Raw genomic sequence first — 24,368 nt, 5'->3', positions numbered from 1 at the left:
GCTCCGTAGACGGTGCTTGCTGATGCTGGCTATAGTCGTGCGGGAAAGAGCCTGCCCGCCGCAAAGCCGCGCGGGCTACCCGGGAGACATGACATGACCAAGCCGCTGAAAGCCCACAAGGCCGTCGCCGAGGACTACCTCGCCACCGCAAAGCAATCGAGCGTGGTTCACCGTTTCCCCTTCCCGCCGGAAATGGTCTGGAACGCCCTGCTCGACGCGCAGGCCTGGACGCAGTGGCTGCCAATCACCAAAGTCACCTGGACCAGCCCTAAACCCTTTGGCCCGGGCACCACGCGCACCGTTGAGGTGGGCCCCCAGGTCATCGAGGAAACCTTCTTCGCCTGGGAAGAAGGCGCCCGCATGGCCTTCCGCTTCGAGCGCTCCAGCCTGCCGGTTTCCGCCGCTGTCGAAGACTACCGCGTCGTGCCCGTCGAAGGCGGCTGCGAAATGCACTGGTCGGGCAAGGCCAGCGCGCCGCTCGTCCTCGGCGGCCTCGTCACCGCCCAGCTCACCAAGGGCCTGAAAGAAGGCATGCCGAAACTCGAAGCGCTCATCGCGGCTGAGCCGGAGCGGTTCAAATAGGGTCCGCTTCTTCGAGAAACGCCTGAATTCTGGCCCGCAGCTCCTCATGATGCCCCAGCAGCAGGTGCCCGCCCGTCTCATAGCGAATGAACTCGGCGCCTGCGATCTGACTGGCTATGACCTCGCCTACGGCGACGGGGTTCAACCGGTCATCAGCGGCATGCACCACCAACACGGGCGCGCGGATCGCCTCAAGATTATAGACCGCCCCAGGTTCAACTGCCGCGCCTTCATTTCGAATCCCTGCAAGCCGGCCGGACGCCGGCAGGAAGCTCTCGACGAGGCGATCCGTAAAGGCCCGGCTTTCGTCGTCAGTCAGCAATTCCGGGCGCGCATCAAAGGCCGATCTCAACACCCCCGGCGCCAGCTTCCGCATCGACCAGTAGCCGATGTCACTGCCGGCAATCGCCGTATAGAAGGAGGTGGGGATAGGCCGCCCTTCCACCTCCCCGCCAAACGGGGTGAACGGAGCAGGTGACAGCAGTATCAGGGCGCCCACCCGATGGGGGTGTCTGGCGGCCAGTTGCAGCGTCGGTGGCACACCGCCAGACATCGCCAGCACATCAGCGCGCTCTATTCCCATCTGCGAGAGCAACTCTGCGAGCGCACCTGCCTGCGCTGCCGCAGACGTATCCTCCGGCAAAGAACTTTGCAGATACCCAAACCGCGAAACGGCGATCCAGCGGAAGCCCTCGCCGCCCATGGCTTCAGCCAGCAGCAGTCCCTGGTCAAATCCCCCACCCGCGCCATGGACCACCAGAACCGGCGGCCCTTCACCCTGAACGGCATATTCCACAGCCCCGAAAGATGTCTGCGCGATCTGGCTTTGCCCGGAAAGAAACTCCCGGCGCTCAAGCGCCTCGGTCCGCGCGACCACGACAGCCACGCCCAACAGGATAACAAGTCCGCCCACAAACAATCCGGCGGCAGTGAACGCTCGCTGCCGCCGCCGCCTCATGCTGTCTCCGAAAACAGCTCCCGGCCAATCAGCCAGCGGCGGATCTCGCTCGTGCCCGCGCCGATCTCGTAGAGCTTGGCGTCGCGCAGCAGGCGGCCGGTCGGGTATTCATTGATATAGCCATTGCCGCCCAGCAGCTGGATCGCGTCGAGCGCCAGCTTCGTTGCCGTTTCGGCCGCATACAGAATAGCGCCGGCGGCATCCTTGCGCGCTGTCTCGCCCCGGTCGCACGCCTTGGCGACGGCATAGACATAGGCTTTTGCCGCATTCATCTGCACATACATGTCCGCCAGCTTGCCCTGCACCAGCTGGAACTCGCCGATGGACTGGCCAAACTGTTTCCGGTCATGGATGTAGGGGATCACGACATCGAGGCACGCCTGCATGATGCCCGTCGGCCCGGCCGAAAGCACGGCGCGCTCATAGTCGAGCCCGCTCATCAGGATACGGGCGCCCGCGCCTACCGGCCCCATTACATTCTCTTCGGGCACTTCGCAGTCTTCAAACACCAGCTCGCCGGTTTCCGAGCCGCGCATGCCCAGCTTGTCGAGCTTCTGCGCCACCGAGAACCCCTTGAAGCCCCGCTCGATCAGGAACGCCGTGATGCCCTTCGAGCCGCCATTCGGGTCGGTCTTGGCATACACCACCAGAGTGTCCGCATCCGGAGCATTGGTGATCCACATCTTCGTGCCACTCAGCACATAGCGGTCGCCCTTCTTGTCGGCGCGCAGCTTCATCGACACAACGTCCGATCCCGCACCGCTCTCGCTCATCGCGAGGCTGCCAAGATGCTCGCCCGAGATCAGCTTGGGCAGGTAGCGGGCTTTCTGGCTGTCATTGCCCCAGCGGCGCAGCTGGTTGACGCAGAGGTTCGAGTGCGCCCCGTAAGAGAGGCCGACCGAGGCAGAGGCGCGGGAGATTTCCTCCATCGCCACGACATGTTCCAGATAGCCAAGGCCCGTGCCGCCCCATTCCTCTTCCACCGTAATGCCGAGGAGGCCAAGCTCCCCCATTTTCGGCAGGAGATCGCGCGGAAACTTGTCCGTCCGGTCGATTTCGGCGGCGCGCGGGGCAATTTCATTCTGGGCAAAGTTTTTCACGGTCTCGCGGATCATGTCCGCAGTTTCACCGAGATCGAAGTTCAGAGAGGGATATGTGTTCGTCAGCATGGCCTTGCCCTAGCAAGAACCTGCCCGCCTGTCACCGGTTCACTCGTCCTGCGTCATTGCGCGGTAGAGGTAATAAGTGGCCACCACAAACAGGAACCCGCCGCCCAGCGAAAGCAGCGGCCCAAGCCAGGCTTCGCCCTCGTAAAGCGCCGGTTCTGAAGCCGCCTCGACCAGCTCCCGCACGCCCAGAACGAGGCTCACAAGCCCCAGCCCGGAGAGAAGGGCATACGGCACCCAACGGCCCAGCGCTTCAGCGCCGTTGGCATGCGGGGCATGGCCATTCTCTTTCAGCGCGCGCTCGATCCCGTTCGTGTCGATTTCCACAGGCGCCAGATCGTCCACGATCACGCCCTCGGCCGGCGGCAGCGGCGCCTCGGGCGCAAGCGGGGCCGCTGTCACTGGCGCCAGCGTCGGCTGGACGGGCGGGGGAGACGCAGGCCGCGCGGTGCGGCGGCGCTCCACGCCATCGGGCGGGCCCTTCGCAGTGCCCGGGGGCGGCGGCGGGGGCACCTCATCGCCAGGCCCTGCCAGATCGGCAATCGCCCGGGTGATCTCTTCGACGCTCGGGCCTTCCTCGCCCGGCGCCAGCGGCCGGGTGGGCGTGGAGGGCGGCGGCGGCGGGCTCTCGCCCAGGATACGCGCAATCCGCTCGCTCACGGCGCGGGCCGCGGCGCGGGGCGCCGTGTCTGCTGCGCGGGCGCGCGGCGCTTCAGGGTCACCCTCACCGCGCGCTTCAATGATGACGGTATGTTCGGGCGGCTGCGGGAAAGGCTGGCCACCATCTTCGGGGATCGGCCGTATCAGCGCGCCAGGCACGGCAGCAGGCCCGGAGGGATGCGTCAGGAACAGCGAAATCTCCGCCGCGCGCCGGCGCACCAGCGCGTCGATGATCTTCACCTCACCGCCGACGCGTCCCTTGCGCCACAGCCACATGTCCGAAGCCGCCGCCAGCCGGTCGCCTTCATTGAGGCTCGAGAGCACGCTGGAGGACTGGAACGCGCCTGCCCCGATATTCCAGGCAAAGGAGACCAGCGCGTCAAATTCGTTCTGGGTCAGCGGGGCGAGCACTTCGTCCTGGATCAGCTGCTCGATCTGGGGAAGGTCAGAATGTGCCAGCACCAGTTCGGCGTCCTGTGGGCTCACAGCCAAGCCGGCCCGCGCCGTGCGCGTATGGCCATAGCCCACAATCCATCGCCCATCCGGCAGCCTGCTTGCGCGCGGCCGAAAGCCCTCGAAGCCTTTGATCAGCTCGAGTCCCCTGGCAGATGTGCGAAGCGGCCCACCCAAAGTCCGTTGCTCCCATTCTGGTACAACAGGCGAAATGCCTACAGGGACACCCTGCAAAAGGCGCGCCTTTTCCCCAGAAAGGTGAGATTCGGCGCGAATATGGCCAATTTACAAGAGGACGAGGCTCGCAAGGCCCAGGAAGCTGAAAAAAGCCATCACATCGGTCAGTGTCAGCACGAAAACCGACGAGGCCACCGCCGGGTCCGCGCCGAGCTTTTTCAGGCTGAGCGGGACAAGGATACCCGAAAGGCCCGCCCAGATGAAGGTGCCCAGCATCGCAACCGAGATCACGCCGGCCAGTTTCAGATCCTGGAACCAGATCAGCGCCGCTACGCCAACACCTACCCCGATGATCAGGCCGTTGATCAGCCCCGCCAGGGTTTCGCGCAGAACCGCCCGCCGCGCGGCTGTCCCGTCCAGTTCACGCGTCGCAATCGCGCGCACCGCCACGGCCAGCCCCTGGCTGCCGGCATTGCCGCCCAGCGCCGCCACAACCGGCATCAGGATCGCCAGCGCCACGATCTGCTCGATGGCGCCCTCAAACATGGCGATGATCCCGGACGCGATAAACGCCGTCAGCAGGTTCACGCCCAGCCACGGCACCCGCGCCTTCACCGTCTCGAACACCGTATCGGAGGCGTCCGCCGACGACACGTTGGAGAGGGCGAGCAGGTCTTCCGAATGCTCTTCCTGGATAACGTCGACCATGTCGTCGACCGTGATCATCCCCACGAGCCGCCCGGCGCTGTCGGTCACCGGCGCAGACGCCAGCGAGTATTTCTGGAAGCGGAACGCCACCTCTTCCTGGTCAAGGTCCGGCGTCAGGGTCGTCATGGGGTCTTCCATGATGTCCTCCAGCGCCGTGTCGCGCGGCTGCCGCATCAGCGCAGACAGCTGCACGATGCCCAGGAGGCGGTGCGCCGGGTCGATCACATAGATCTCGTAGAATGTCTCGGGCAGCTCCTCGCCGCGCCCGCGGGCATGGTCGATGGTCTCGCCCACTGTCCAGAATTCGGGCACTGCCACGAATTCCGTCTGCATCAGGCGGCCGGCCGAATCCTCCTCATAGGCAAGGCTGCGCTCAAGCTCTGCCCGGTCCACCGGGGCGAAATCCTCAAGGATGCGTTCGCGGCGGTCGTCTTCAAGGTCTTCCAGAATGGTCGTTGCATCGTCTGAGTCCAGCTCGTCGAGCGCCTGCGCCACCGCTCCGTCGGGCAGCACGTCCACGGCGCCTTCGCGGTAGGCATCGCGCAGCTCGATCAGGATTTCGGACGGCAGGTCCCCGCCCAGAAGGCCGATGGCCTCCTCGAAAATGTCATAGGGCAGCGATTCCAGCGCATCGGCCGCGTCGGCCGGATGCAGCCGCCTCAGGGTGCGCGACAGCCAGCGTGTGTCCCGCTCGTCGACAGCGTCGGCGATGTCCGTCAGCAGGACAGGATCAAGGCCGCCTGGCTCTTGCTGGGTGAAGGTGCTGGTATCGGTCATTGGCGCCACTCATGCCGGGGTTGGCTACCCCCGGCAAGAGCAGGCGCTCACAGTTGCCTCAACTGTAACGGAATTCTTCCCCGTCGAGGTCGATCTTCGGGAATTCGTCCTTCTCCCGCCAGTAGTCCTGCGTGTGCTGCCAGTCGCGCGTTGTGCCGCGCTTTGGCATCAGGTGCATCGAGCGGGCGAGGTATCCGGGATTGAAGTTGGCCTCGTCGATCCAGGGCAGGATTTCCATATTGTGGTCCTGCGCCCGCAGGGCGACTTCCACCTGCTTCACCTTCTTCTTGTCCATATGCTTCAGCAGGCGGCAGATGAGATCGCCCATCATGTCCACGCGCAGGGTCCAGCTTGCCCGGAAATAGCCGAACACCCAGGCGAGGTTGGGCACGCCGGTAAACATCATCCCGCGATAGGTGATGGTCTTCGACCAGTCGACGGGCTCGCCGTCCACCTCGAACGGAATGTTCCCCAGCACGGAGAGGTCAAACCCGGTCGCCGTGATGATCACATCGGCTTCCAGTTCGTTGCCGGATTTCAGCAGGATGCCTTTTTCCGTGAACCGGTCGATATGATCGGTCACCACGCTCGCCTGTCCCGCCTTGATGCCCTCGAAAAGGTCGGCTTCCGGCACAAACGCGATCCGCTGCCGCCAGGGGCGGTAGCTGGGGGTGAAATGGCTCATGTCGAAGTCTTCCGGCAGGCACGCCTTTACCCCGTCCAGCAATTCCTGACGCACGACCTCAGGCTCCTCAAACGAGCGCCGGGTGAATTCTGCCTGGTCATGGTTGTACTTGCGCCGCACGATCTCGTGGATCCACGCATCGTCCACGCCCAGCATGCGCAGCTCGTCAGCCAGCACGTTTTCATTCCGTGCCGGGATGAAATAGGTGGGCGAGCGCTGCAGCAGCGTAACATGCTCACACTTGCCCGCAATAGCGGGCACCACGGTTGCCGCTGTCGCGCCCGAGCCGATGCAGATCACCTTCCTGCCGGTGAGGTCCATATCATCGGGCCAGCTCTGCGGATGCACGATCTCGCCCTTGAAATCAGCCATCCCCGGCCATTCGGGCGTATAGCCCTGCGCGTGATTATAATAGCCCTGACACATCCAGAGGAAGTTCGCCGTGAAGGTCAGCACGTCCCCGGTCTCAAGGTTTTCCGCCTTCACCGTCCACTTCTTCTTCGCGCTTGACCAGCTCGCCGAGCAGATCTTGTGGCGATAGCGTATATGCTCGGCCAGACCGGCTTCCTCGATCACCTCGCCCATGTATTTCAGGATCTCTTCCCGGCTCGCGATCGGCGGGCCGACCCAGGGCTTGAAGCGGTAGCCGAACGTGTAGAGATCGGAGTCAGACCGGATGCCGGGATAGCGGTGCATGTACCAGGTGCCCCCAAAGCTCTCATAGGCCTCGAGCACCACGAATTTCTTCTTCGGCGTCTGCGTCTTGAGATGATAGGCCGCGCCCACCCCGGAAATGCCTGCGCCGGCGATCAGCACATCGAAATGCTCAACCTTTGACTTGGCTTTGCGCTCTTTGACCGCTGCGGTATCCGCCATGCATTCCTCCCTGGGCCCCGTCTCTTGGAACGCGGAGCCATTGAACTTGCCTGCAAATTTGCCCTGGGAGGAAGGCCGGTGAATACGTAAACGGCCCTAGATGACCCAAAGGCAAGCAAGGGAAATCGGCTGTCTTTACGCAGCGGCGGGGAGGAAAAACCTGCGGAGTGAGGCCGGGGTCTTCGGCCCTCATCTCCGCAGAAAGGCAGTGTCAGCAGAGTGCGCGTAAACAGGGCCCACATGCGTCCCCCCGGAAGCATGAGCTTGTATCCTGCTTAGAACGCCCCGGGCGGCGCGTCCTCCCCCTGTTCAGGGGGAAAAACCGCAGGCGACGGTCCCTTTGCCCGCCCCCCTGTTCCGGTGGATCGGCAAACCGTCATCTTCCCTCTATGATGGTATCATCTCCCCTGCATTGGCTGGCCGGTTACCGTCCCGCGCCGAAGAGGACCCGCGCCGAAGAGGAAAGGACAAACCCCTTGAAAAGCCTCCTGATCCTTGAAGATATCGCGGAAACCCGCGCATGGCTTTGCGAGATCGCGCGCGAAGCCTTCCCCGGCTGCTCGATCCACGAGGAAGGCAGCGTGCGCGGCGGCGTCACGGCCGCCACCCATGCGACGTTCGATCTGGCGATGCTCGACCTTGGCCTGCCGGATGGCTCAGGCCTTGATGTGCTGCGCAGGGTTAAGCAGGAAAGCCCCGACACGATCTGCGTCATTACCACCGTGATGGGCGACGATGCATGGATCGTCGGCGCGCTGTCGGCCGGCGCCAATGGCTATCTCCTCAAGGACCAGCCGCAGGATAGCCTGATCCGCCAGCTGCGACAGATCGCAGACGGCGTGCCCGCCCTCTCGCCCTCCATCGCACGGCGCATCATGGATCATTTCCGCCTCACCGGCCCGGTCGCGCCCGATGATGATCTTACCGCCCGCGAACGCGATGTGCTCGCCCTCATCGGACGGGGCATGCGCAATGGCGAAGTCGCCCGCGCGCTGGACCTCAGCGAGAACACCGTCGCCAGCTATATCAAGGGCATCTACCGCAAGCTCGGCATTTCCTCCCGCGCCGAGGCCTCCTGGCACGCCACCCGCATGGGCCTGACCACCGACCGGACCTGACCGGGCTTACTCCGCCGCTATTTCGTAGACCGGAATGCGCGCGGCAAGGCATGTGCCCTCCCCGCCCTCCAGCGATATGTCGCCTCCGAAACGCTCGACACGGATCTTCATGTTGCCAAGCCCGTTGCCCAGCGACGCGGTCTGGGCCGGAAGCCCTTTGCCATCATCGGCGACTTTCAGGGACAGCCAGTCCGCATCCAGATGAATGGACACATCCACCGACCGTGCCCGGGAATGCTTGATTGTGTTACTCACTGCCTCACGGATCAGCGCCCGCAACGCATGAACTTTCTGCCGCGAGAGCAGCACGCCCGGCGCCGCCTGCAGATTCCAGCTCAGCGCGATGTCATGCGGCTCGAGCCGGTCTGCCGTCTCCGCCCGCAGGTCTGCCAGCACATCCTCCATCGGCGCTTCGGCGCCTTGCGCATTGTTGATCACGTCGCGGATGTCGGTCAGCGTCTCGCGGATCATCGCATCCTTCCGGCCCGTCTCGCGTGAGTGCAGCGCCCGCAGCAGCTGCGCGCCGATATTGTCGTGAATGTCCCGCGCGATCCGTGCCCGCTCTTCGGACACGCCCCGGTCATAGGCGTTGCGATTTTCCTCCGTATACCGCATCAGCTTCACGATCTGCCCGGCAAGCGCCACATCCCTGGGCGAATAGAGCGCCCGCCCGCCATTGCGATAGCGCAGGCTCAGCGCCGGCGAATCCGCCACTGCGGGCAACAGCAGCAGCGTCCCCTCTTCCTCCACCCGCACGCGCGCCTCGCCCATCTCCGCCGCCTTTATCTCCAGCGGCCCGAACACGTCCCGCATCAGCTTGCGCCAGCGCTCTGCGCGTTCCTCCCCGCTCGGGCGCAGCGCAATGTCGATCACCGCGCGGAAGAGCTCGGCTTCGTCCGGCCGCGCCTGCCCGGAAAGCTTGCGCCAGGCCAGGCTGCGCAGCGGCAGATACACGGCCGCCGCCAGCAGCAAGGCAATCGAGAACGCCGCCCCCGGCTCGAACGACAAGAGCCCGATCAGCGCCACATCCAGCGCCAGCACGCCCAGCGCCGCCAGGAAGTGGAACATCAGCTGGAACGCCCAGCCCCCAAGTCCAAACACCCGGAAGCGCATGAGCCCGACCGTCAGCGCCGCATAGATCAGCAGGAAAAATCCGAACGCGATGTTCTCGTCGAGCAGCGGGGTGAACCCGAACGTATACGGAAACGCCACCGTCGAGATGAACCCGCCCGCACCCAGCACCACCACCGCGCCCAGCCAGAGCGCAATCGAGCGCTGCGCCGGATCGTCTTTCGTCGCGAGGATCTGCCAGGCCACCAGAACAAAGATGCCCACCATCTCCCAGAAGGTGATCGGATGTACCAGCATGAAGTCAGGCGACGGACCAAACATCACCCAATAGGTTACCCCGCCAAAGCCCAGCACGGTCGCCGCCATCAGCCAGCGCCACCCCGGCAGCTTCACCGGATAGATCAGGAACAGGCACATCATCACAATGCCAAAGCCTGACGCACCGATACAGTTGATGACCGCCGCCGTGAAATACGCCCCGTCCGGCAACACCATGGCAAACAGCCAAACCGTCCCGGCCGCCGTGAACATCAGCGTCGTCAGCCCGCTCACGGCAAACAGGATCGCCGCCGGGTCTGCCGGTTTCAGCGCCCAGACCCAGGCCGACACAAGGCTTGCGCCAAACCCGACCAGAAGCGACACCCACAAACCCGGCGACACCCCAAACGGCGACCGCCAGGCGCTGACCTCCCCGGTCCACCCCGCCGCCGGCTGCAGCGCCCAGAGCGCCATCCCCCCCGTCACCGCCACCACCAGCAGAGCCGGCACCGCAAAGCGCACCAGCGGCGTATTCAGATCCTGCGGTGTCATGCCTGCGCGTTTCCCCATAATCACCTTGCCCATCTGAAGCTGCCCCGCTCAGGATGTAAACTGCTGCCAGCTGCTGCCAGCAGCGCAGACCGGCTGCCCGGTCCATCCCCGGAACAGGGGGGCGCCCCTGCCTTGCGCCCGGCTCCCGTGTCCCGCCATACTGACTGCCTGCCGGAGGAACCCGAATGGCCCGCCCCAAACACCTTCTGACTGCCGCCCTCGCCGCCCTGCTGTGCGTTCTTCCAGCCCTTGCGCAGTCCGGCGGTAGCGCGCCGGTCCTGACCCCGCCCGGGGAGCTCTTCGGCTCCCAGCCTCCCAAATTTCAAAAACTCTATAATGATGCCAGCCAGTGCTCGGGCCACAGCGCCCAGCTCCAGACCAACGCCGCCGTCTTCACTGCCCGCGCCCTGACCGGTTCCACCCGCGCCCGCCGCAACGGCGATGAACAGTCCGCTGCTGACCTGCGCGCCCTCTTCCTCAATGGCATTACGATCCGCGATTCTGCTGCAGGCTCTCACAAGAGCCTGGAAGAGTTGCGCGCAGCGCTCGCCCGGCGCGGCGACGTCAATGTTTCCGGCGGCCAGATCTGGTTTGTCTCCGGCAGCCGCCAGGTCACCCCGCTACAGCTCGATGCCCTCCCCCCCTCCGGCCCGGCGCTGGTCATGGCCATGATCAGCCAGTCAGATTTGATGCTTGCCGATCTCGAAGAGGCCCTTGCCTGCATGAGCGCTGTTACGGATGTGGACGTAACCTCGCCCTGATGGAGCTTCGCTCTCGTATCGCTTCTAAGCGCGTCATGTCCTGGAGCGGCCGCAACCTGTAGCAGGGTTGCGGCCCTTTTTTCTGCCTCGGGCGTCCCGGTTAAGATCCTGTCTTCGGTGAGCTGTCAGCCGGAAGCCCGGCGCGCGCCTGGACGTCTCCTTGCTTTGTTTTGAGGTGCCAGCGTTGCAGGCCCCAACAAAACGCCGAAGATGCCCGCCCCGGATCGGACGATATCTGGAACGGGCGCCATACGCCGATAAAAAAACTGGGCCTGACAGCACAGCAAGTGCGCAGGAACAAGGGAGCGAACAATATGGGCAACAAGGGGCAGGCCAAAGCCTTGCGACACCCGGGCGCGGGCACTTCAGCAAGGCTTCCGGGACGTCCGCAACACGCAAGACTGGGCCCCGGACCTGCAGAAATCGAAGGCCTATGACCAGATCCTGATGGATATCATCCTTGGTATCCTTCCCCCGAACGCCCGGCTGGATGAGCTTGGCCTGGCAGACCAGTATATTCTCGGCGTCGCCGGTGTGCGCGACGCGCTTGCCCGCCTGTCGCTCGAGGGGGTGGTGCTGCGCCGCCCCCGTTCCGGCACGATCGTCACCTCGATCGACGTGCAGGAAGGGCAGCAATCCTACGAAGTCGGGTGCCTGCTGGAGCCCCACGCCGCCCAGCAGGCAACCGCGGCTGAAAAGGAGGCTATCCGCACCGCATTCGACGGCGCTGACGCTGCAGCCCGATGAGGACTGTTTGGACGACATCGCGAGCCACCGCGTCGTCGCCCAAGCTATCGCCAGGGGCGAGGGTCGCGCCGCCATGCAAGCCATGTTCGTGGTGATGGGCGACAAGAACGCCGGCTGAAAGGATGCCTGTCTCAGAGGCTGGCGCAGCTCAGGCCGCTTTCCTGTCTGTGGCCAGATAGGCCGCCAGCATGGCTTGAAACACAGTTCGCATTTCCTCGATATAGGCCGGATCGCGCGTCACGGACTCGATATAGGCGCCGCGATAGAAGGCGGCCATGACAGCGATCACGACGCCGGAAACCTTCATACCGGAAAGCTCGGGGAAGAAATCATCATATCCCGTTGTGATCTCCTCAAGGCGTCCCTTGGCGCTGCGCTGATAGAGCGCGAGCAAATCCTCGTCCGCCCGCAGCGCCACGATCAGCTCGAAGGTAATCGGAAAGATCGACTGGAATTCCTTCCATAGGATATCCAGCCGCTCGGGCAGCTCCATGCTTTCCCTGCCTTCGAACGCCGCATACACGCGCTCATAACGCCACTGGACGAAATGCTGGATCGCCGCCGATGTCAGGTCGATCTTGCTCGGGTAGTGATGGGTGATGGCCCCGCGGGAAACACCCGCCATTTCGGCAATGTCCTGAAGCGAAACGCCGAGATAGCCCTGCTCGCCGATACACCGCAATGTCGCATCCAGGACACGCCGCTGCATGCTCTCGCTGCGATCCTTTTGCGACCGCCTCTCATATTTCCCGGACTGTTCGTCCGCCATCTGACCTTCTCCGGACAAGTAATGCTGTGCCTCCCAAATGACGGTGAGGCCAGATCGGGTCACTCAGTACTTATACGTAGAACCATATCAGAAGTGGGCGACGGTTCAAACACAAGGCGAACGTAAATTCAGGATCCCCGCAGGTGACGCGCCAGATCAGCAACCGGGGCAACGCTAGCATGAGGAACTAAAAACAGGTTTACATCCCTGAATCGATTCAATTCTTCGGAAAATGACACAGGATCTGAGCCGTGCACGGAAGGTTGTGAAACAACCACTGCAGAAACGTCCAGCCCCCGCGCCTCAAGCACTTCCAGCGCCGACAGCGTGTGACTGATCGAGCCGAGGTAGGGCGCAGTCACAAGAATGACTGGCAGTCGCAAATCCGCCATCAGATCAATCTGCAGCGTAGTGTCCGTCACCGGAGACATCACGCCTCCGGCCCCTTCGACCAGGTGACAGCCTTCACAGGTCTTCAGCCTGCCTTCGACAAAGCGCAGGATTTCATTGTAGTTTTGGGAAATTCCGGCCTGCCGCATCGCGACATTCGGCGCCAGAGGCGGTGCCAGCCGGTGCAGGCAAATCTCAGAAACTGACGCAGGTGTCACCGCCTGCCCCATGGCCACAAGCAATCTTCCGGCGTCAGACTGCTCCAGCGTGTCCTCGTCAAACCCGCTCATCAGCGGCTTGGTCGCGGCAACAGTCTGTCCTTGCGCCCGCCACACCGACAGCAGCGACGCGCTCACATACGTCTTGCCGATATCGGTGCCGGTAGCCGTTACGAAGTAACCGCGCATGCCTTCTCCCGTATGTCTGTCAGCGCGCCTGCAAAGGCGCGCACATCGGCCTCCTCATGACCTGCGGCAAAGGTCACCCTCAGCCGTGCTGTGCCCGCCGGCACAGTCGGCGGCCGGATCGCCGTCACGAGATATCCGCGCTCCAGCAAGGCGGCCGACACCCGCAGCGCTTCGGCTTCGGGCCCGAGGATGATCGGCACGATCACACTGGACGGCGCCGGAAGACCTGCAAGCTCGCAGAACAGCGCGGCGTGTCTGCTCGCCTTTGCCCCGCGCCAGGGTTCAGCCTCCATCACGTCCAGCGCCGCAACCGCTGCCGCCAGCACCGCGGGTGGCAGGCCCGTCGTATAAACAAAGGTTCGCGCCCGGTTCGTCAGCAGGTCGATCAGCGCCGCAGGCCCGCAGACATAGCCGCCATACCCGCCCACCGCCTTAGACAGCGTGCCCATCTGGACCTGCGCCGGATTGTCCGTTTTCACGGTGCCGAGCCCGTGGGCATCATCGGTCATCAGCCACGCTCCGGTGGCCTCGGCCAGCGCGCCAAGCTCGGCTATCGGCGCGACATCCCCGTCCATCGAAAACACCGTCTCGGTCAGCGCCAGCACCTGCCCGGGCGCCCCCTCGATCTGCCGGGCCGCATCGGCCACGTCATTGTGCCGGAAAAGGCGCAACTCAGCCCCTGAAAGCTTCGCCCCGCCATGCATGCAGGCATGGGCGAGCTCATCCATCACGATGGTGTCGCCTTTGCCCACCAGCGCCGGGATCGTCCCCAGATTGGCCAGAAACCCCGATCCGAACACAAGCGCGCCTTCTGTGCCCTTGAGGCGCGCCAGCCGCGATTCGAGCGCCGCGTTCAGCGGGTGATTCCCGGTGATGAGCCGCGACCCGCCGCTGCCTGCGCCATAAAGCCGGGCGGCTTCGGCTGCCGCCTGAATGACGCGGGCGTCATGGGAGAGGGAAAGATAGTCATTGTCGCAGAAGGAAATCACGCCCTGCCCGCTCCGCGCGGCCCGTCCACCGGCCTCTCGGGCGGTTTCCACAAGACTGCGGCGCTGCCCGGTGGCTTCCAGCTGGCCCAGCTTCTGCCGGGCATAGGCGTTCAGCCGTTCAAAAGATGTCATCGGGCTTACAATCCTCTGGCCGTTCCGCCGCGCCTGTCCTAGGGGATGCACGCGGGGCATGCCAAGCGTCGAATGCCCGCAGTAACGGACCCTTTAGGAGCGCTGAACATGGCAGACCCGAAAGACTGGTTCACCGCAGGCCTGGAGCATATCTGGCTGCCCTATGCCCAGATGCGCACCCTGCCTGCGCCGGTTGCCATTTCCCGGACGGAAGGCTCCCGGCTTTACCTTGCCGATGGCCGGCAGCTCGTCGATGGCGTCGGCAGCTGGTGGACCAGCATCCATGGTTATAATCGTCCCGAACTGCTCGAGGCGGCCCGCGCCCAGATGGCAGAGATGCCCCACATCATGCTCGGCGGCCTCGCCCATGAGCCGGCCTACCGCCTCGCCGCCCGCCTTGCCCGCATCACCCCGGGCGACCTCTGCCGCGTCTTCTTCACCGAATCCGGCTCGGTCGCCGTCGAAGTCGCGATGAAGATCGCCATTCAGTATTTCCGCAATTCGGCCGGTGTCTCGCGCACCAAGTTCGTCTCCTTCCTCGGCGGCTATCATGGCGACACGCTGGCCACCATGTCGGTCTGTGATCCCGATGAAGGCATGCACCACATGTTCCGGGGCGCGCTTGCCGAGCAATATGTCGTCGCCCTGCCCGAAACACGCGACCAGATCCGAGCCCTGGAAACCCTTCTGTCTACGGACAGGAAGATCGCCGCCGTGATGATCGAGCCGCTGATCCAGGGCGCCGGCGGCATGCGCATGCACAGCCCCCAGGTCCTCAAAACGCTCCGGCGCCTGTGCGACCAGGCCGGCGTCCTCCTCATCTTTGATGAAATCTTCACCGGCTTTGGCCGCACGGGGGAGATGTTTGCCGCCGTCCGCGCCGGCGTCACGCCCGACATCATGTGCCTCGGCAAGGCGATCACCGGCGGCGTCACCCCGCTCGCCGCCACCATCGCCTCGTCAAAGGTCTACGCCGCCTTCCATGATGAGAACCCCGATCACGCCCTGATGCATGGCCCCACCTATACCGGCCACGCCCTTGCCTGCGCCGTCGCCAATGCGGGCCTCGACCTCTTTGCCGATGGCAGCCTGCTCAAGCGCGTGAAGAAACTCGAAGCCAGCCTCACCAGCCTCCTCGCCCCGGCAAGGGAACTCGACACCGTGGCAGACGTCCGCGTGATCGGCGCCGTCGCCGCCGTAGACATGGCAGAGCCCTTCGAGGTGGAGGCCGCCCGCAAATGGTTTATCGATCAAGGCACCTTCATCCGCCCCCTCGGCCGCACCGTCTACCTCTCCCCCGCCTACGGCATCAGCGAAGAAGACCTCGCGCGGCTGACCGGCGCCATCCTGAAATTTGCAAAAACAGGGCTATCCGGGGCCGGATGATCAACTCATCGATGTTGAACTCGACCGGCATGACAGAGTGACGTTTCTGGTCACGATCGAAGTCGGAAGGCCGGTATCACAGCACACCAACCGCTTTTCCCGCCTCGTCTTCAAAGTCTGGATTTGAGCACTTTGCCGAAATATTGCGCCGCAGGTCCTCGCTTTCGGACCAGGGGAAATCAAAAGACAAGCACCGGCCGCGCCCGTCAAAACAACCCCTTCCGTCTCCGGAGGCGTTTTTCCTTGGTTCAGTCGCCTTCGCCGTGTTTCCGGGCCGCCTCGCGCAGCCGGGCGAAGATCGCCGCCGGGTCTTCCGGCGCGGAGACTTCATCGGGCTCGGGATAATCATCCTCCAAAAGCTCATCAACGGGTTCATCGCCGGCCACGTCCACCGCCGGCTCTGCCTCGGTCTTCGCCATCATGGCTGCCGCCACACTCGCCGCCTCGCGCGGCCGCGGAGGGGCGGCCCCGGCATAGACCGCCTCGGCGTCCTCGAAATCATCCTCGATCGACGAGCGGAAATGCGCGATCACGGTTTCCCCGCCGATCAGCGTCTGTCCGGCCCAGACATGGGTACGTATGTCGGCGGGCAGATAAACGTCGCACCACCCCCCCAGCCGCCGCGTCCCGAAACTGCGCCCGAGCCGGACGACGTCGCCATGATCGACGGCCAGCTCGATGCGCGGCCCGAGCCCGCCGGTCGTCAGCACGACGCCGGCCTGCTCTCCCTGGCTCTCAAAGGTCACATAGGCGCGCGTGAGCCCTTCATTGTCCGGCTTGATCGAAATCGGCTGGCCCGGCTCGCCCTGCTGCAGCGAGACGATTTCCACGCCCCCCGCCATCGGCGCATAGAGCTTGTTCGTAGACACCGGCGAGGACGCAATGCGCACGCGCACAAGGCTCTCGCCCTTCATCCGCAATGCTGCGGGCGCGTCACCGTAGCCGACCGACACAACCACCCCGTCACACGGGGCAACCACGCCATAGGCCAGGTCGGGCGGCGTGCGCCGTGCCCAGCGCCCGGCGGCCAGGGCAATCGCCATTGCGGCAAAACCGATCCAGAACAGCGGCGCCCAGATCCATCCCAGCAGCAGGGCGGCCAGAAAGGCGCCGGCTGCTGCGGCAACCGCCTCCCAGTCAAAGCCTGTGCTCATCCAGGGCAGCGACTGGCGCTCGAAGTCTTCGCTCATCGGCTCGCCTCCTCTAAAGGTCTGTTTCAGCTGAGAAGTTCAGCCGGTTCGGCGCGGTGCGCCTGACGATCCCACATATCAGCATATTTGCCGCCTTTTGCCAGCAGCGCCTCGTGCCGACCCCGCTCCACGATGCGGCCAGCTTCCAGCACGATGATCTCGTCAGCCGAGACAACCGTGGACAGGCGGTGGGCCACCACCAGGGTCGTGCGCCCGGCCGAGGCCTCTTCCAGCGCCTCCTGGACGGCGGCTTCGGTCGCGCTGTCGAGCGCGCTCGTCGCCTCGTCCAGCACCAGGATGGCGGGGTTGGCAAGGATCACCCGGGCAATGCCCACGCGCTGCTTCTCGCCGCCCGACAGCTTCAGGCCCCGTTCGCCTACGCGCGTCTTCCAGCCATCGGGCAGGCTTTCGATGAAGGGCAGCAGCTGGGCCCGGCGGGCCGCATCGCGCAGCTCCGCCTCGGTCGCCTCGGGCCGGGCATAGGCAATGTTTGCGCCCAGCGTATCGTTGAACAACACCACATCCTGCGGCACGAGGCCCAGCGCCGCGCGCAGGGATTCCTGCGTCAGGTCCCGCACGTCCTGCCCGTCGATCTGCACGCTGCCCGCCTCCACATCATAGAACCGGAACAGGAGCTTCAGCAGCGTCGACTTGCCCGCGCCAGAAGTCCCGACGAAGGCCACCTTCCGCCCAGGCGCGACCTCGAAGCTCACACCCGAAACGCCCACAGCACGACCTTCATGGCTGAAGGCGACATCCTCGAACGTCACCCGCCCTTCCGGCCGCGCCAGTACCCTGGCTTCTGGCTTGTCCTGAACTTCAGGCTTCATGCCGAGCAGGCCGTGCAGCTTTTCAAGGTCCACTGCGCCCTGCTTGATCTCCCGCCAGGCCCAGCCAAGGATGTTGAGCGGCGCATAGAGCGACAGCAGCATCAGCATCACGGCGGTCAGGTCACCAATCTGCATCGTGCCCTGGATAACGTTCCACGCTGACAGCCCCATCACCGCCAGAAGGCCAAGGTTCATCACCAGCGCCTGCACGGTATTGAGCACATACATGCTGCGGTTGGTGTCGACATAATGCCGGTTGTACTCGCTCATCGCGCCGTCAAAGCGGGAAGTTTCGCGCGTCTCGGCGGCGAAGGATTTCACGGTCTCGAAATTGGTGAGGATATCGACCGAGGTGGCCCGGAAATGCGTGTCGGCCTCGTTCATCTTCCGGCGCTGGCGCACGCGCCATTCGGTTATGATCACCGTGCTGAGAACGTAGAGTGCAATGGTGACGACTGCGATCAGCGACAGGCGGATGTCGTAGGCAATGCCGAGCGCAACCGATGCCAGAACGAGCCGCACCAGCGTCGGGCCGATATTGAAGGCAAGGAAGCGGATCAGATAGTCGATGGCGCTGGCGCCGCGTTCGATGATCCGGTTGAGCGCGCCGGTGCGCCGCGTCTGGTGAAATCCGAGCGAGAGGGCGAGCGAGTGGCCGAACGCATCCACGCTCGCCACGCGCTGCGCGTCCTGGCTGACCGGCGAGAACAGCCAGTCGCGGATCTGCGGGCAACGCAGCCGCCGCAAACCGCAGGGCGAGACCATAGCCGAGCCACAGCGCCGCCGTGGCAAAGCTGGCCCCAGCCCCGCCTTCCGGCACCACCTGGTTGATCGCATGCCCCATCACCAGCGGCGAAATCACCTCAAGGATCGATGCTGCCAGCGTGATAAGGATGGCCAGCACCATGACGGGGCGCCATTTGGCCAGTTCGGGACGCGCTAGCAGTGTCAGGATGCGCAGAATGGATTTCCACAGGCCGCCATCGGCGCTGTCGATCCTGTCATGATTTTCGGGCGCTGGGACAGCGGCATTTGGCGGGCTCATGCCTGCCATATGGCGCTGTTTGCGCGGAAGTGAAACCCGCCCCCGCCTGCGCCCTGACAATCCATCTGGCGAAGTTGGCCCGGCCACCCTATCAATCAGCGGAAAGAATGTGCTGAAAGACTGTAAAAAATGACAAAAATACGTTCGATCTGCGTCTATTGCGGCGCCTCCGACAAGGTCGATCCGCGCTACATTACGCTGGCAGAAGCCCTCGGCCGGGAGCTCGCCAGGCGGGGAATCCGCCTCGTTTATGGCGGCGGCGGGGTTGGCCTGATGGGCGCCTGCGCCCGCGCGGCCCATGACGCATCCGGCGACGTCCTTGGCATCATGCCGCGCTTTCTTCTTCAGAAGGAGCGCATCTACAAAGACGTGGACCACCGCATCGTCGAGGACATGCACACCCGCAAACAGATGATGTTTGACGAGGCCGATGCCTTCATTGTCCTGCCCGGCGGCATCGGCACGCTCGAAGAAGCTGTGGAGATACTTTCCTGGGCCCGCCTTGGCCTGCATGCCAAGCCGATGGCTTTCCTCGACGAAGATGGTTTCTGGTCGCCCTTCTTCGATCTACTGGAGCGCATCATCGAAGGCGGCTTCATTCCCGAAGAGTTCCGCGAAGCGATGGTCCACAGCAAGACATCTGCCGAGGCGATCGACGCCCTGCTCGACCGCATCGTGGTGCTCGATATCTGAACCCTACCCGTGTAGGCGCGTCGCGGGGTCTAGCCGTTCAAGCTCCGCATGCAGCCATTGATGATGCTGTTCCAGCCTTGTGACCGCTTCAAGATCGGTCTCATTGCGGCAGACGAGTTCTTCGCGCCAGGCTGAGAGCACTCGCAACTGAGACCGAAGCCAGCAGAGCATCCGGGCATCATCAATGGGCATGCAGATCATGGGGGTCTCCTTCTACTGACCAAACTGCCAGGACAAAGCGATCTTGAAATTGCGGCCGGGCTCTGACACGCCCTCGAAGACGCGGTCATAGTCATGATCGAGGACGTTATCGACACCGGCATCGATGCGCAGGCTCGGCGCAAATTTCGGGCGCCAGGAGCCATAGAGATCAAGCACGACATAGCCGGGACGGCTTTCTGCCAAGGCGAGTGCTCCGCCTGACAGGACCCGGCGCTCAAACGCGTCGGCCGCCTGAATGCGGGTTCCGATCCGGGTGTTCCAGCTGGAGAGCTTGAGCCCGGCATCCACCGTGAGGCGGTCTGGCGTCAGGGTGCCAAGGTCCTCGCCAGTAGCAGTGTCGGTTCCGTCAACGGTCGAGAAGGTCGCGCGCGCAAACCAGACGGCAGCATCATAGGATGCTTCTGCTTCCCATCCCTCAAGGTTTGCGCCGGCAATATTTGCTGAATTGGTGGTTCCCGCCGTACACGGAAAGAATGTTGGCGCCGCAAAGCAGGTCGGATCATAGGAAAAGTCGACTGAAAGGTTGATGAGATCGGTCACGTCGCTCTCGAAGTAGGAGAGCTTTCCCTGAAACCGGTCTTCGCCGGAAAGAACGTTCCGGAAATCCAGGCCAAAGCCGATTTCCACAGTTTCGCTCGACTCAGGCTTCAGGTCGGCATTGGGAACGAAGTTGTTGCTTACAAAGACGAACCGCCCCATGCGGGGGTTGAACAGGGTTGGATGCGGCACGGAGAAGTGCACGCCGTCGAGATAGAGCTCATTGACGGATGGCGCCCGGAACCCTTCGGCATACGATGCATAGAGGCGCAGCCACTCGACCGGTGCATAGCTGGTTGCGATGCGGGGGGAGACCTGACTGTCAGAGGCTTTCTCTGTGCTGAGATCAGAACTGCTTTCAAACGCATCGTGCCGGATGCCGGGGATGACGATGAGCCGGCCGGGCAGACCGAAGGGGCGGGCAATCTCTGCCTCTGCCTGCACAAACACGCCGGTAAACTCCGCGCTGCCATTGGGCACGCCGCCCCGGACACCGCCCGGGGCGGTAGAGTCGGTGCCGACCTGGCTGTCTTCGTACCAGTCCCCCCCAAAGGTCAGGACTGTATCGACTGGGCCGAGCAGGAAGCGGGACGCATTGCGCAGGCTGACACCGCTGGTCTCGATCTCGCGCAGCGTTGTGCGCGGGACAGTTGCATCAAACTCGTCCACGCCGGTTTTGGACTGATAAACGGTCAGTCTTGTATCAATCAGATCCGAGGCTGGATCAAAGCGCAGAGCGCCGCGCCAGAGCTCGCTGGTAATGTCCTTGTCGACATCCCGGTCCAGGGTTGCATCGCCCGTTCCCGCCGTGCCCTGCCCGTTATTGGGCTCGACGGCGATGTTGTTGAACTTCTGCCAGGCCACTTCGCCCGACAGCGCCTGCGTGAACCGGTAGCCGAGCTTGACGAGGGCGGTTGTGATCTCGTCCTCGGACGGAAGATCGGCGCCGGAGCCGAGCTTGATGTCGCCTGACTGGCGCAGGCCAAGGCTGGCGAGGGCGTCGAGATTTCCGGATGCGCCGAATACCGTTGCCGAGCCGACCCATTCTTCATTGACGCTCTGATAGCCCGTGCGCAGGCGCCCGCCAAAGCTTTGCCCCTCTTCCAGAAGATCCCCCGCAGAGACCGTTTCAAAAGCCAGGACACCGCCAACCGCGCCGGAGCCATAAAGCGCAGAGGCCGGACCGCGGACGACTTCGGCAGTGCGGACAAGCTCAGGATCAAGGAAGAAGCTGCCATCATGCGCGGAGCTGAAAGACTGGCGGGCGCCGTCCAGCAGGACGAGGACATTCTCCCGGCCGAGGCCGCGAATGCTCGGAGATTCGCCAGTCCGGCGAGGGCCGCCGGAGAACTCAAGTCCCGGCACATCCCGCAAGAGATCGGACATTGCCGAAGGCTGGATCAGTTCAAGCTCGTCCCGCGTGATCACAGTCACCTGACCGGGATAATCAAAGACAGGCAGCGGATTGGATGTGCCGTAGACCGTGATGGTCTCTTCACGCTGTTCGGGCGCCTCCGGGGCGTCGTCGGCCAGCGCGGACCCGGCGGCGAGGGCGAGTATCCCGGCCGACAGGAGCAGGCGCGCAGGAGAGCGGTCAGCTTGCCGGACAAGAGCGGGAGGGATCGGGAACTTCATGGGGTGGACCTTTGAAATATTGCGAACGATTCTCAGATGCCGTTGTTGCAAAGCTTTACATGGATTGCAAGTCATTCTCATTCGCATTATGCAGGAGACGCACCTATCCGCCCAAACCCCCATCCCTGGAGGCTCCGATGCCGTACATCTCCCGTCCCCGTCTGCTCCTTGGCGCTGCCCTTCTGGCGCTCTCGCTCGGTGCCTGCGCCTGCGCGCAGGTTGCGCTGGCCGAGGCACCCGCTACCCCCGCTTCAGAGGCTGGCGTGACGGCGGATTTTCAGCGGGACCGGCAATCGATCCTGGCGATGGCAGGTGACTACAAGGTAACGTTCGACTTTATCGAGACAGTCTCCTTTGACGCCGACTATGTGGTGATGCCACCGAAGATTTCCGGCGCGCAGGAAGTGGTGCGCGTGATCGAGGATCGCGGGGATTTCATCAGCCTGCAGCATATCCTGGTGGCCACGCATGGCGGGGAGACCTTCCCGATCAAACATTGGCGGCAGGACTGGCAGTTCGAGCCTGCGCGCGTGCTGGTGTTCATTGGCGGCAATGCGTGGGAGTGGCGGGACCTGTCCGCCGCCGAGCGGCAGGGCCAATGGTCCCAGACGGTCTATCAGGTGGATGATGCGCCGCGTTACGGCGCTGTGGCAGCCTGGACCTATGAGCTGGGCGCGCCGACCTGGGCGCCCGGGCATGAATGGCGCCCCCTGCCGCGCCGGGACATGATAACACGCGATGACTACCACACGATCAACGCCGTCAACCGGCATGTGATTACCCCGCTTGGCTGGGTGCATGAACAGGACAATGACAAGGTGGTGCTCTCTTCCGGCGCGCCGGAGCTGCTGGCGCGCGAGGTCGGCGTGAACACGTATGAGCGCAATGGGGATTTCCCGGTCGAAGTGGCGCTGGACTATTGGGAAGACACGGCGGATTTCTGGGCAGAGATCCGGGACGAGTGGGAAAAAGTCATCAATGAAAACAATAGGTTCGGCCTGATACTCCAGGGGGAAACCGAAGCGCTCTACAATCCGCTGCTCGAACTGGCCGGAAACGTCGCCGAGGGCAAGACGCCGCTGGCGGAGGCGGCGGCAAAGGGCCGGGCGATCGTGCGCGCGCATGTCACCTTTGAGCTGGCGCCGCTGACCGAGCGGGTCGCGGCAACACCTGAACTGGGGGGTACATGATGCGCGCGGCGAGAGCCTGTTTGGCCGGCGTTGCTGTCCTTGCTGCAGCCCTGCCCGCTTCGGCGCATGTGGGCTTCGTGCTGCCCGATTCCTTTGCCTACAAGAGCTGCAGCGGGCTTGGGGCGGTTGCGAGTTTCAGTGATTATTTTCCATTGCCGGAAGTCGGGCTTTTGGCGGAGTTCCGGCTGGTTGGGCCGGGGGGCGAGGTTGTTCCGTTTGAGCAGGTGGCGAGCGATCATGCGATGACGCGGCTGGAAGCCTCGCTTGAGGTGCCGGGCACGTACCGTATCACCAGCGGCGAACGCCTTGGACGAAAGGGAAAAGTTGCGCTTGCAGAGGGGCGATATGTGCGCCTTGACGGCGAGGCGGGGGACGAAGCGGCGCTCCCTTCGGGGGCGCAAATTTTGATCTCACAGACGGCTACGGTCTCGGAAACCTATTTCAGTTGCGGGGGGCAAAACACGGCCATAGACACGTCTCCGGCGGGTCAATTGGCGGTCACGCCCGGCAAAACAGAGGACAATTCCGGCCATTTGCGGACATTTCAGGTCACGTTTGGCGGCGTCCCTCTGGCCGCGGAAGAGGCGTTCCTGATCCCTGCCTTTGCCGCTTATTCGGGCGCCCATGACGGCGACGGCGTAACTGTTGGGAGAAATGGCGAGATCCGCCTGGAGGGCCTGGTGCCCGGCGTGTATGCGCTCCTTGTCCGCCACATTGCCCCGGCTCCGGAGGGGGCGGAGACGGATGTGCGGTCTTACTCCACGGCGATCACCTTCGCGGTGGACGCGGGCGCGGCTGGCCCCTGATTGCGGCAGCTTCGAGAACCTGCCTAGCCAAAAGGCCGGCGGCCGCCATATCGGCAATCGGCTGGCCCACCGGGGTGAGCTGGGGCCAGATGGCCGTGGCGAAGGTGGTGTCATCGAAGTCGACCACAGACAGGGCATCGGGCACGCGCAGGCCAAGACGACCATGCCGGCGGCCATGTCATCGTTGGAGGCGAAGATGGCGGTCAGGCGTTGCGAAGGCGGCGAGGCCCGAAGCGCGCGCCATGAGGCCGATTGCGGTTCTTCGGGACATCTCTCTCACCCTGGTCCTCTTTCCTCGGTGAGCTCGATTTGGTTTTTCCTTCGGGCGCCCTTTGATTTTCGGTCGGATTTACCTGTCTGCCGGCACAAAGCTTTGCGCTCCGTCCACCCGAAATTCCGGTGAATTTTGATGACGCGACAAACATCCAAGGAGAGGCTCGGCCGGGATGCTCCCGTCATCGGCGATTTCTGAGGGGATAAGCCGGCCCGCAAGCTCATGACCCCGGAAGAGCAACCCGTCACACCCGTCGAGCTGGCCATCACGCAAAAGTAACCCCACCTGCCCGAAGGCAGATGGGGCCGAGTGTTTCCCTACGCA

Annotated in this window: 21 protein-coding genes and 1 pseudogene; 8 read left to right on the top strand and 14 right to left on the bottom strand. The window is 63.8% G+C overall.

From position 1 onward, the window contains the following. The first annotated feature begins 93 nt into the window (after window positions 1–93). Window positions 94–582 (top strand): SRPBCC family protein, encoded by a 489-nt coding sequence (locus KG722_RS01615; protein ID WP_213268848.1) that lies wholly within the window; start codon window positions 94–96, stop codon window positions 580–582. Here the strand turns inward: KG722_RS01615 and KG722_RS01610 are convergent. From KG722_RS01610 to KG722_RS01590, 5 genes are all read right to left on the bottom strand, one after another. After that, window positions 575–1,495: an alpha/beta fold hydrolase gene (locus KG722_RS01610; RefSeq protein WP_213268846.1), complete on the bottom strand. Its 921-nt coding sequence runs from the start codon at window positions 1,493–1,495 to the stop codon at window positions 575–577. The genes KG722_RS01615 and KG722_RS01610 overlap by 8 nt on opposite strands. Window positions 1,496–1,536: 41 nt before the next feature. Next, window positions 1,537–2,709 (bottom strand): isovaleryl-CoA dehydrogenase, encoded by a 1,173-nt coding sequence (locus KG722_RS01605; RefSeq protein WP_213268844.1) that lies wholly within the window; start codon window positions 2,707–2,709, stop codon window positions 1,537–1,539. A 39-nt stretch (window positions 2,710–2,748) separates the two neighbouring features. Next, on the bottom strand, window positions 2,749–3,894 hold the full coding sequence (locus KG722_RS01600; protein ID WP_213268842.1) for a glycoside hydrolase family protein: 1,146 nt from the start codon (window positions 3,892–3,894) through the stop codon (window positions 2,749–2,751). Window positions 3,895–4,104: 210 nt separating this feature from the next. Further along, a complete protein-coding gene (gene mgtE / locus KG722_RS01595; protein WP_213268840.1) occupies window positions 4,105–5,481 on the bottom strand; it encodes a magnesium transporter in 1,377 nt (458 codons plus the stop codon). A gap of 58 nt (window positions 5,482–5,539) precedes the next feature. Next, a complete protein-coding gene (locus KG722_RS01590; protein WP_213268838.1) occupies window positions 5,540–7,042 on the bottom strand; it encodes an NAD(P)/FAD-dependent oxidoreductase in 1,503 nt (500 codons plus the stop codon). A gap of 476 nt (window positions 7,043–7,518) precedes the next feature. Here KG722_RS01590 and KG722_RS01585 point away from each other — a divergent pair, with 476 nt between their 5' ends. Then, window positions 7,519–8,160, top strand: a complete 642-nt coding sequence (locus KG722_RS01585) for a response regulator transcription factor (RefSeq protein ID WP_213268836.1) — start codon at window positions 7,519–7,521, stop codon at window positions 8,158–8,160. A 6-nt stretch (window positions 8,161–8,166) separates the two neighbouring features. Here KG722_RS01585 and KG722_RS01580 read toward each other — a convergent pair whose 3' ends face one another. Beyond that, window positions 8,167–10,041 (bottom strand): ATP-binding protein, encoded by a 1,875-nt coding sequence (locus KG722_RS01580; protein ID WP_213268834.1) that lies wholly within the window; start codon window positions 10,039–10,041, stop codon window positions 8,167–8,169. A gap of 185 nt (window positions 10,042–10,226) precedes the next feature. Between KG722_RS01580 and KG722_RS01575 the strand changes: the two genes are divergently transcribed. Together KG722_RS01575 and KG722_RS01570 are read left to right on the top strand one after the other, a co-directional pair. Then, window positions 10,227–10,802 (top strand): hypothetical protein, encoded by a 576-nt coding sequence (locus KG722_RS01575; RefSeq protein ID WP_213268832.1) that lies wholly within the window; start codon window positions 10,227–10,229, stop codon window positions 10,800–10,802. A 447-nt stretch (window positions 10,803–11,249) separates the two neighbouring features. Then, window positions 11,250–11,549, top strand: a complete 300-nt coding sequence (locus KG722_RS01570) for a GntR family transcriptional regulator (RefSeq protein ID WP_213268830.1) — start codon at window positions 11,250–11,252, stop codon at window positions 11,547–11,549. Between the two features lie 148 nt (window positions 11,550–11,697). Here KG722_RS01570 and KG722_RS01565 read toward each other — a convergent pair whose 3' ends face one another. The 3 genes from KG722_RS01565 to KG722_RS01555 all read right to left on the bottom strand — a co-directional run bounded on the left by KG722_RS01565 (window position 11,698) and on the right by KG722_RS01555 (window position 14,236). Continuing rightward, entirely contained in the window at window positions 11,698–12,258 is a 561-nt protein-coding gene (locus KG722_RS01565) for a TetR/AcrR family transcriptional regulator (RefSeq protein ID WP_213268828.1), read from the bottom strand. 188 nt (window positions 12,259–12,446) lie between these two features. Then, window positions 12,447–13,115 carry a dethiobiotin synthase gene (bioD, locus tag KG722_RS01560; protein ID WP_213268826.1) on the bottom strand — a complete coding sequence of 223 codons (669 nt, stop codon included), beginning with the start codon at window positions 13,113–13,115 and terminating at the stop codon, window positions 12,447–12,449. Next, window positions 13,097–14,236, bottom strand: a complete 1,140-nt coding sequence (locus KG722_RS01555) for an 8-amino-7-oxononanoate synthase (RefSeq protein ID WP_213268824.1) — start codon at window positions 14,234–14,236, stop codon at window positions 13,097–13,099. The genes bioD and KG722_RS01555 overlap by 19 nt, the downstream gene beginning before the upstream one ends. A gap of 108 nt (window positions 14,237–14,344) precedes the next feature. Here KG722_RS01555 and KG722_RS01550 point away from each other — a divergent pair, with 108 nt between their 5' ends. After that, window positions 14,345–15,622 (top strand): adenosylmethionine--8-amino-7-oxononanoate transaminase, encoded by a 1,278-nt coding sequence (locus KG722_RS01550; RefSeq protein WP_213268822.1) that lies wholly within the window; start codon window positions 14,345–14,347, stop codon window positions 15,620–15,622. A gap of 248 nt (window positions 15,623–15,870) precedes the next feature. Here KG722_RS01550 and KG722_RS01545 read toward each other — a convergent pair whose 3' ends face one another. Further along, complete coding sequence (locus KG722_RS01545) at window positions 15,871–16,812, bottom strand: phosphatidylserine decarboxylase (RefSeq protein WP_213268820.1); 942 nt, start codon at window positions 16,810–16,812, stop codon at window positions 15,871–15,873. A gap of 26 nt (window positions 16,813–16,838) precedes the next feature. Beyond that, entirely contained in the window at window positions 16,839–18,479 is a 1,641-nt protein-coding gene (locus tag KG722_RS01540) for an ABC transporter ATP-binding protein/permease (protein ID WP_300998144.1), read from the bottom strand. Between the two features lie 337 nt (window positions 18,480–18,816). Here KG722_RS01540 and KG722_RS01535 point away from each other — a divergent pair, with 337 nt between their 5' ends. Further along, window positions 18,817–19,380 (top strand): TIGR00730 family Rossman fold protein, encoded by a 564-nt coding sequence (locus KG722_RS01535; protein WP_213268819.1) that lies wholly within the window; start codon window positions 18,817–18,819, stop codon window positions 19,378–19,380. A gap of 3 nt (window positions 19,381–19,383) precedes the next feature. Here the strand turns inward: KG722_RS01535 and KG722_RS01530 are convergent, their stop codons facing one another. After that, window positions 19,384–19,581, bottom strand: coding sequence for a hypothetical protein (locus KG722_RS01530; protein ID WP_213268818.1), 198 nt, complete (start codon window positions 19,579–19,581; stop codon window positions 19,384–19,386). Between the two features lie 12 nt (window positions 19,582–19,593). Next, window positions 19,594–21,774, bottom strand: coding sequence for a TonB-dependent hemoglobin/transferrin/lactoferrin family receptor (locus KG722_RS01525; RefSeq protein ID WP_213268817.1), 2,181 nt, complete (start codon window positions 21,772–21,774; stop codon window positions 19,594–19,596). Between the two features lie 137 nt (window positions 21,775–21,911). Here KG722_RS01525 and KG722_RS01520 point away from each other — a divergent pair, with 137 nt between their 5' ends. Both KG722_RS01520 and KG722_RS01515 read left to right on the top strand, forming a co-directional pair. Beyond that, window positions 21,912–22,964 carry a DUF6607 family protein gene (locus tag KG722_RS01520; protein ID WP_213268816.1) on the top strand — a complete coding sequence of 351 codons (1,053 nt, stop codon included), beginning with the start codon at window positions 21,912–21,914 and terminating at the stop codon, window positions 22,962–22,964. A gap of 20 nt (window positions 22,965–22,984) precedes the next feature. After that, the gene (locus KG722_RS01515) at window positions 22,985–23,770 is read left to right on the top strand and encodes a DUF4198 domain-containing protein (RefSeq protein WP_213268815.1); all 786 of its coding nucleotides are present in this window, start codon (window positions 22,985–22,987) and stop codon (window positions 23,768–23,770) included. Here KG722_RS01515 and KG722_RS01510 read toward each other — a convergent pair. After that, a pseudogene (locus KG722_RS01510) lies at window positions 23,733–23,980 on the bottom strand (substrate-binding domain-containing protein); the annotation flags it as partial. The gene KG722_RS01515 and the pseudogene KG722_RS01510 sit on opposite strands and share 38 nt — an antisense overlap. Between the last annotated feature and the right edge of the window lie 388 nt (window positions 23,981–24,368).

It is taken from the genome of Hyphomonas sp. (assembly GCF_018402285.1).
Classification (GTDB): Bacteria; Pseudomonadota; Alphaproteobacteria; order Caulobacterales; family Hyphomonadaceae; genus Hyphomonas.
This window is presented reverse-complemented; position numbering and strand designations above follow the sequence as displayed.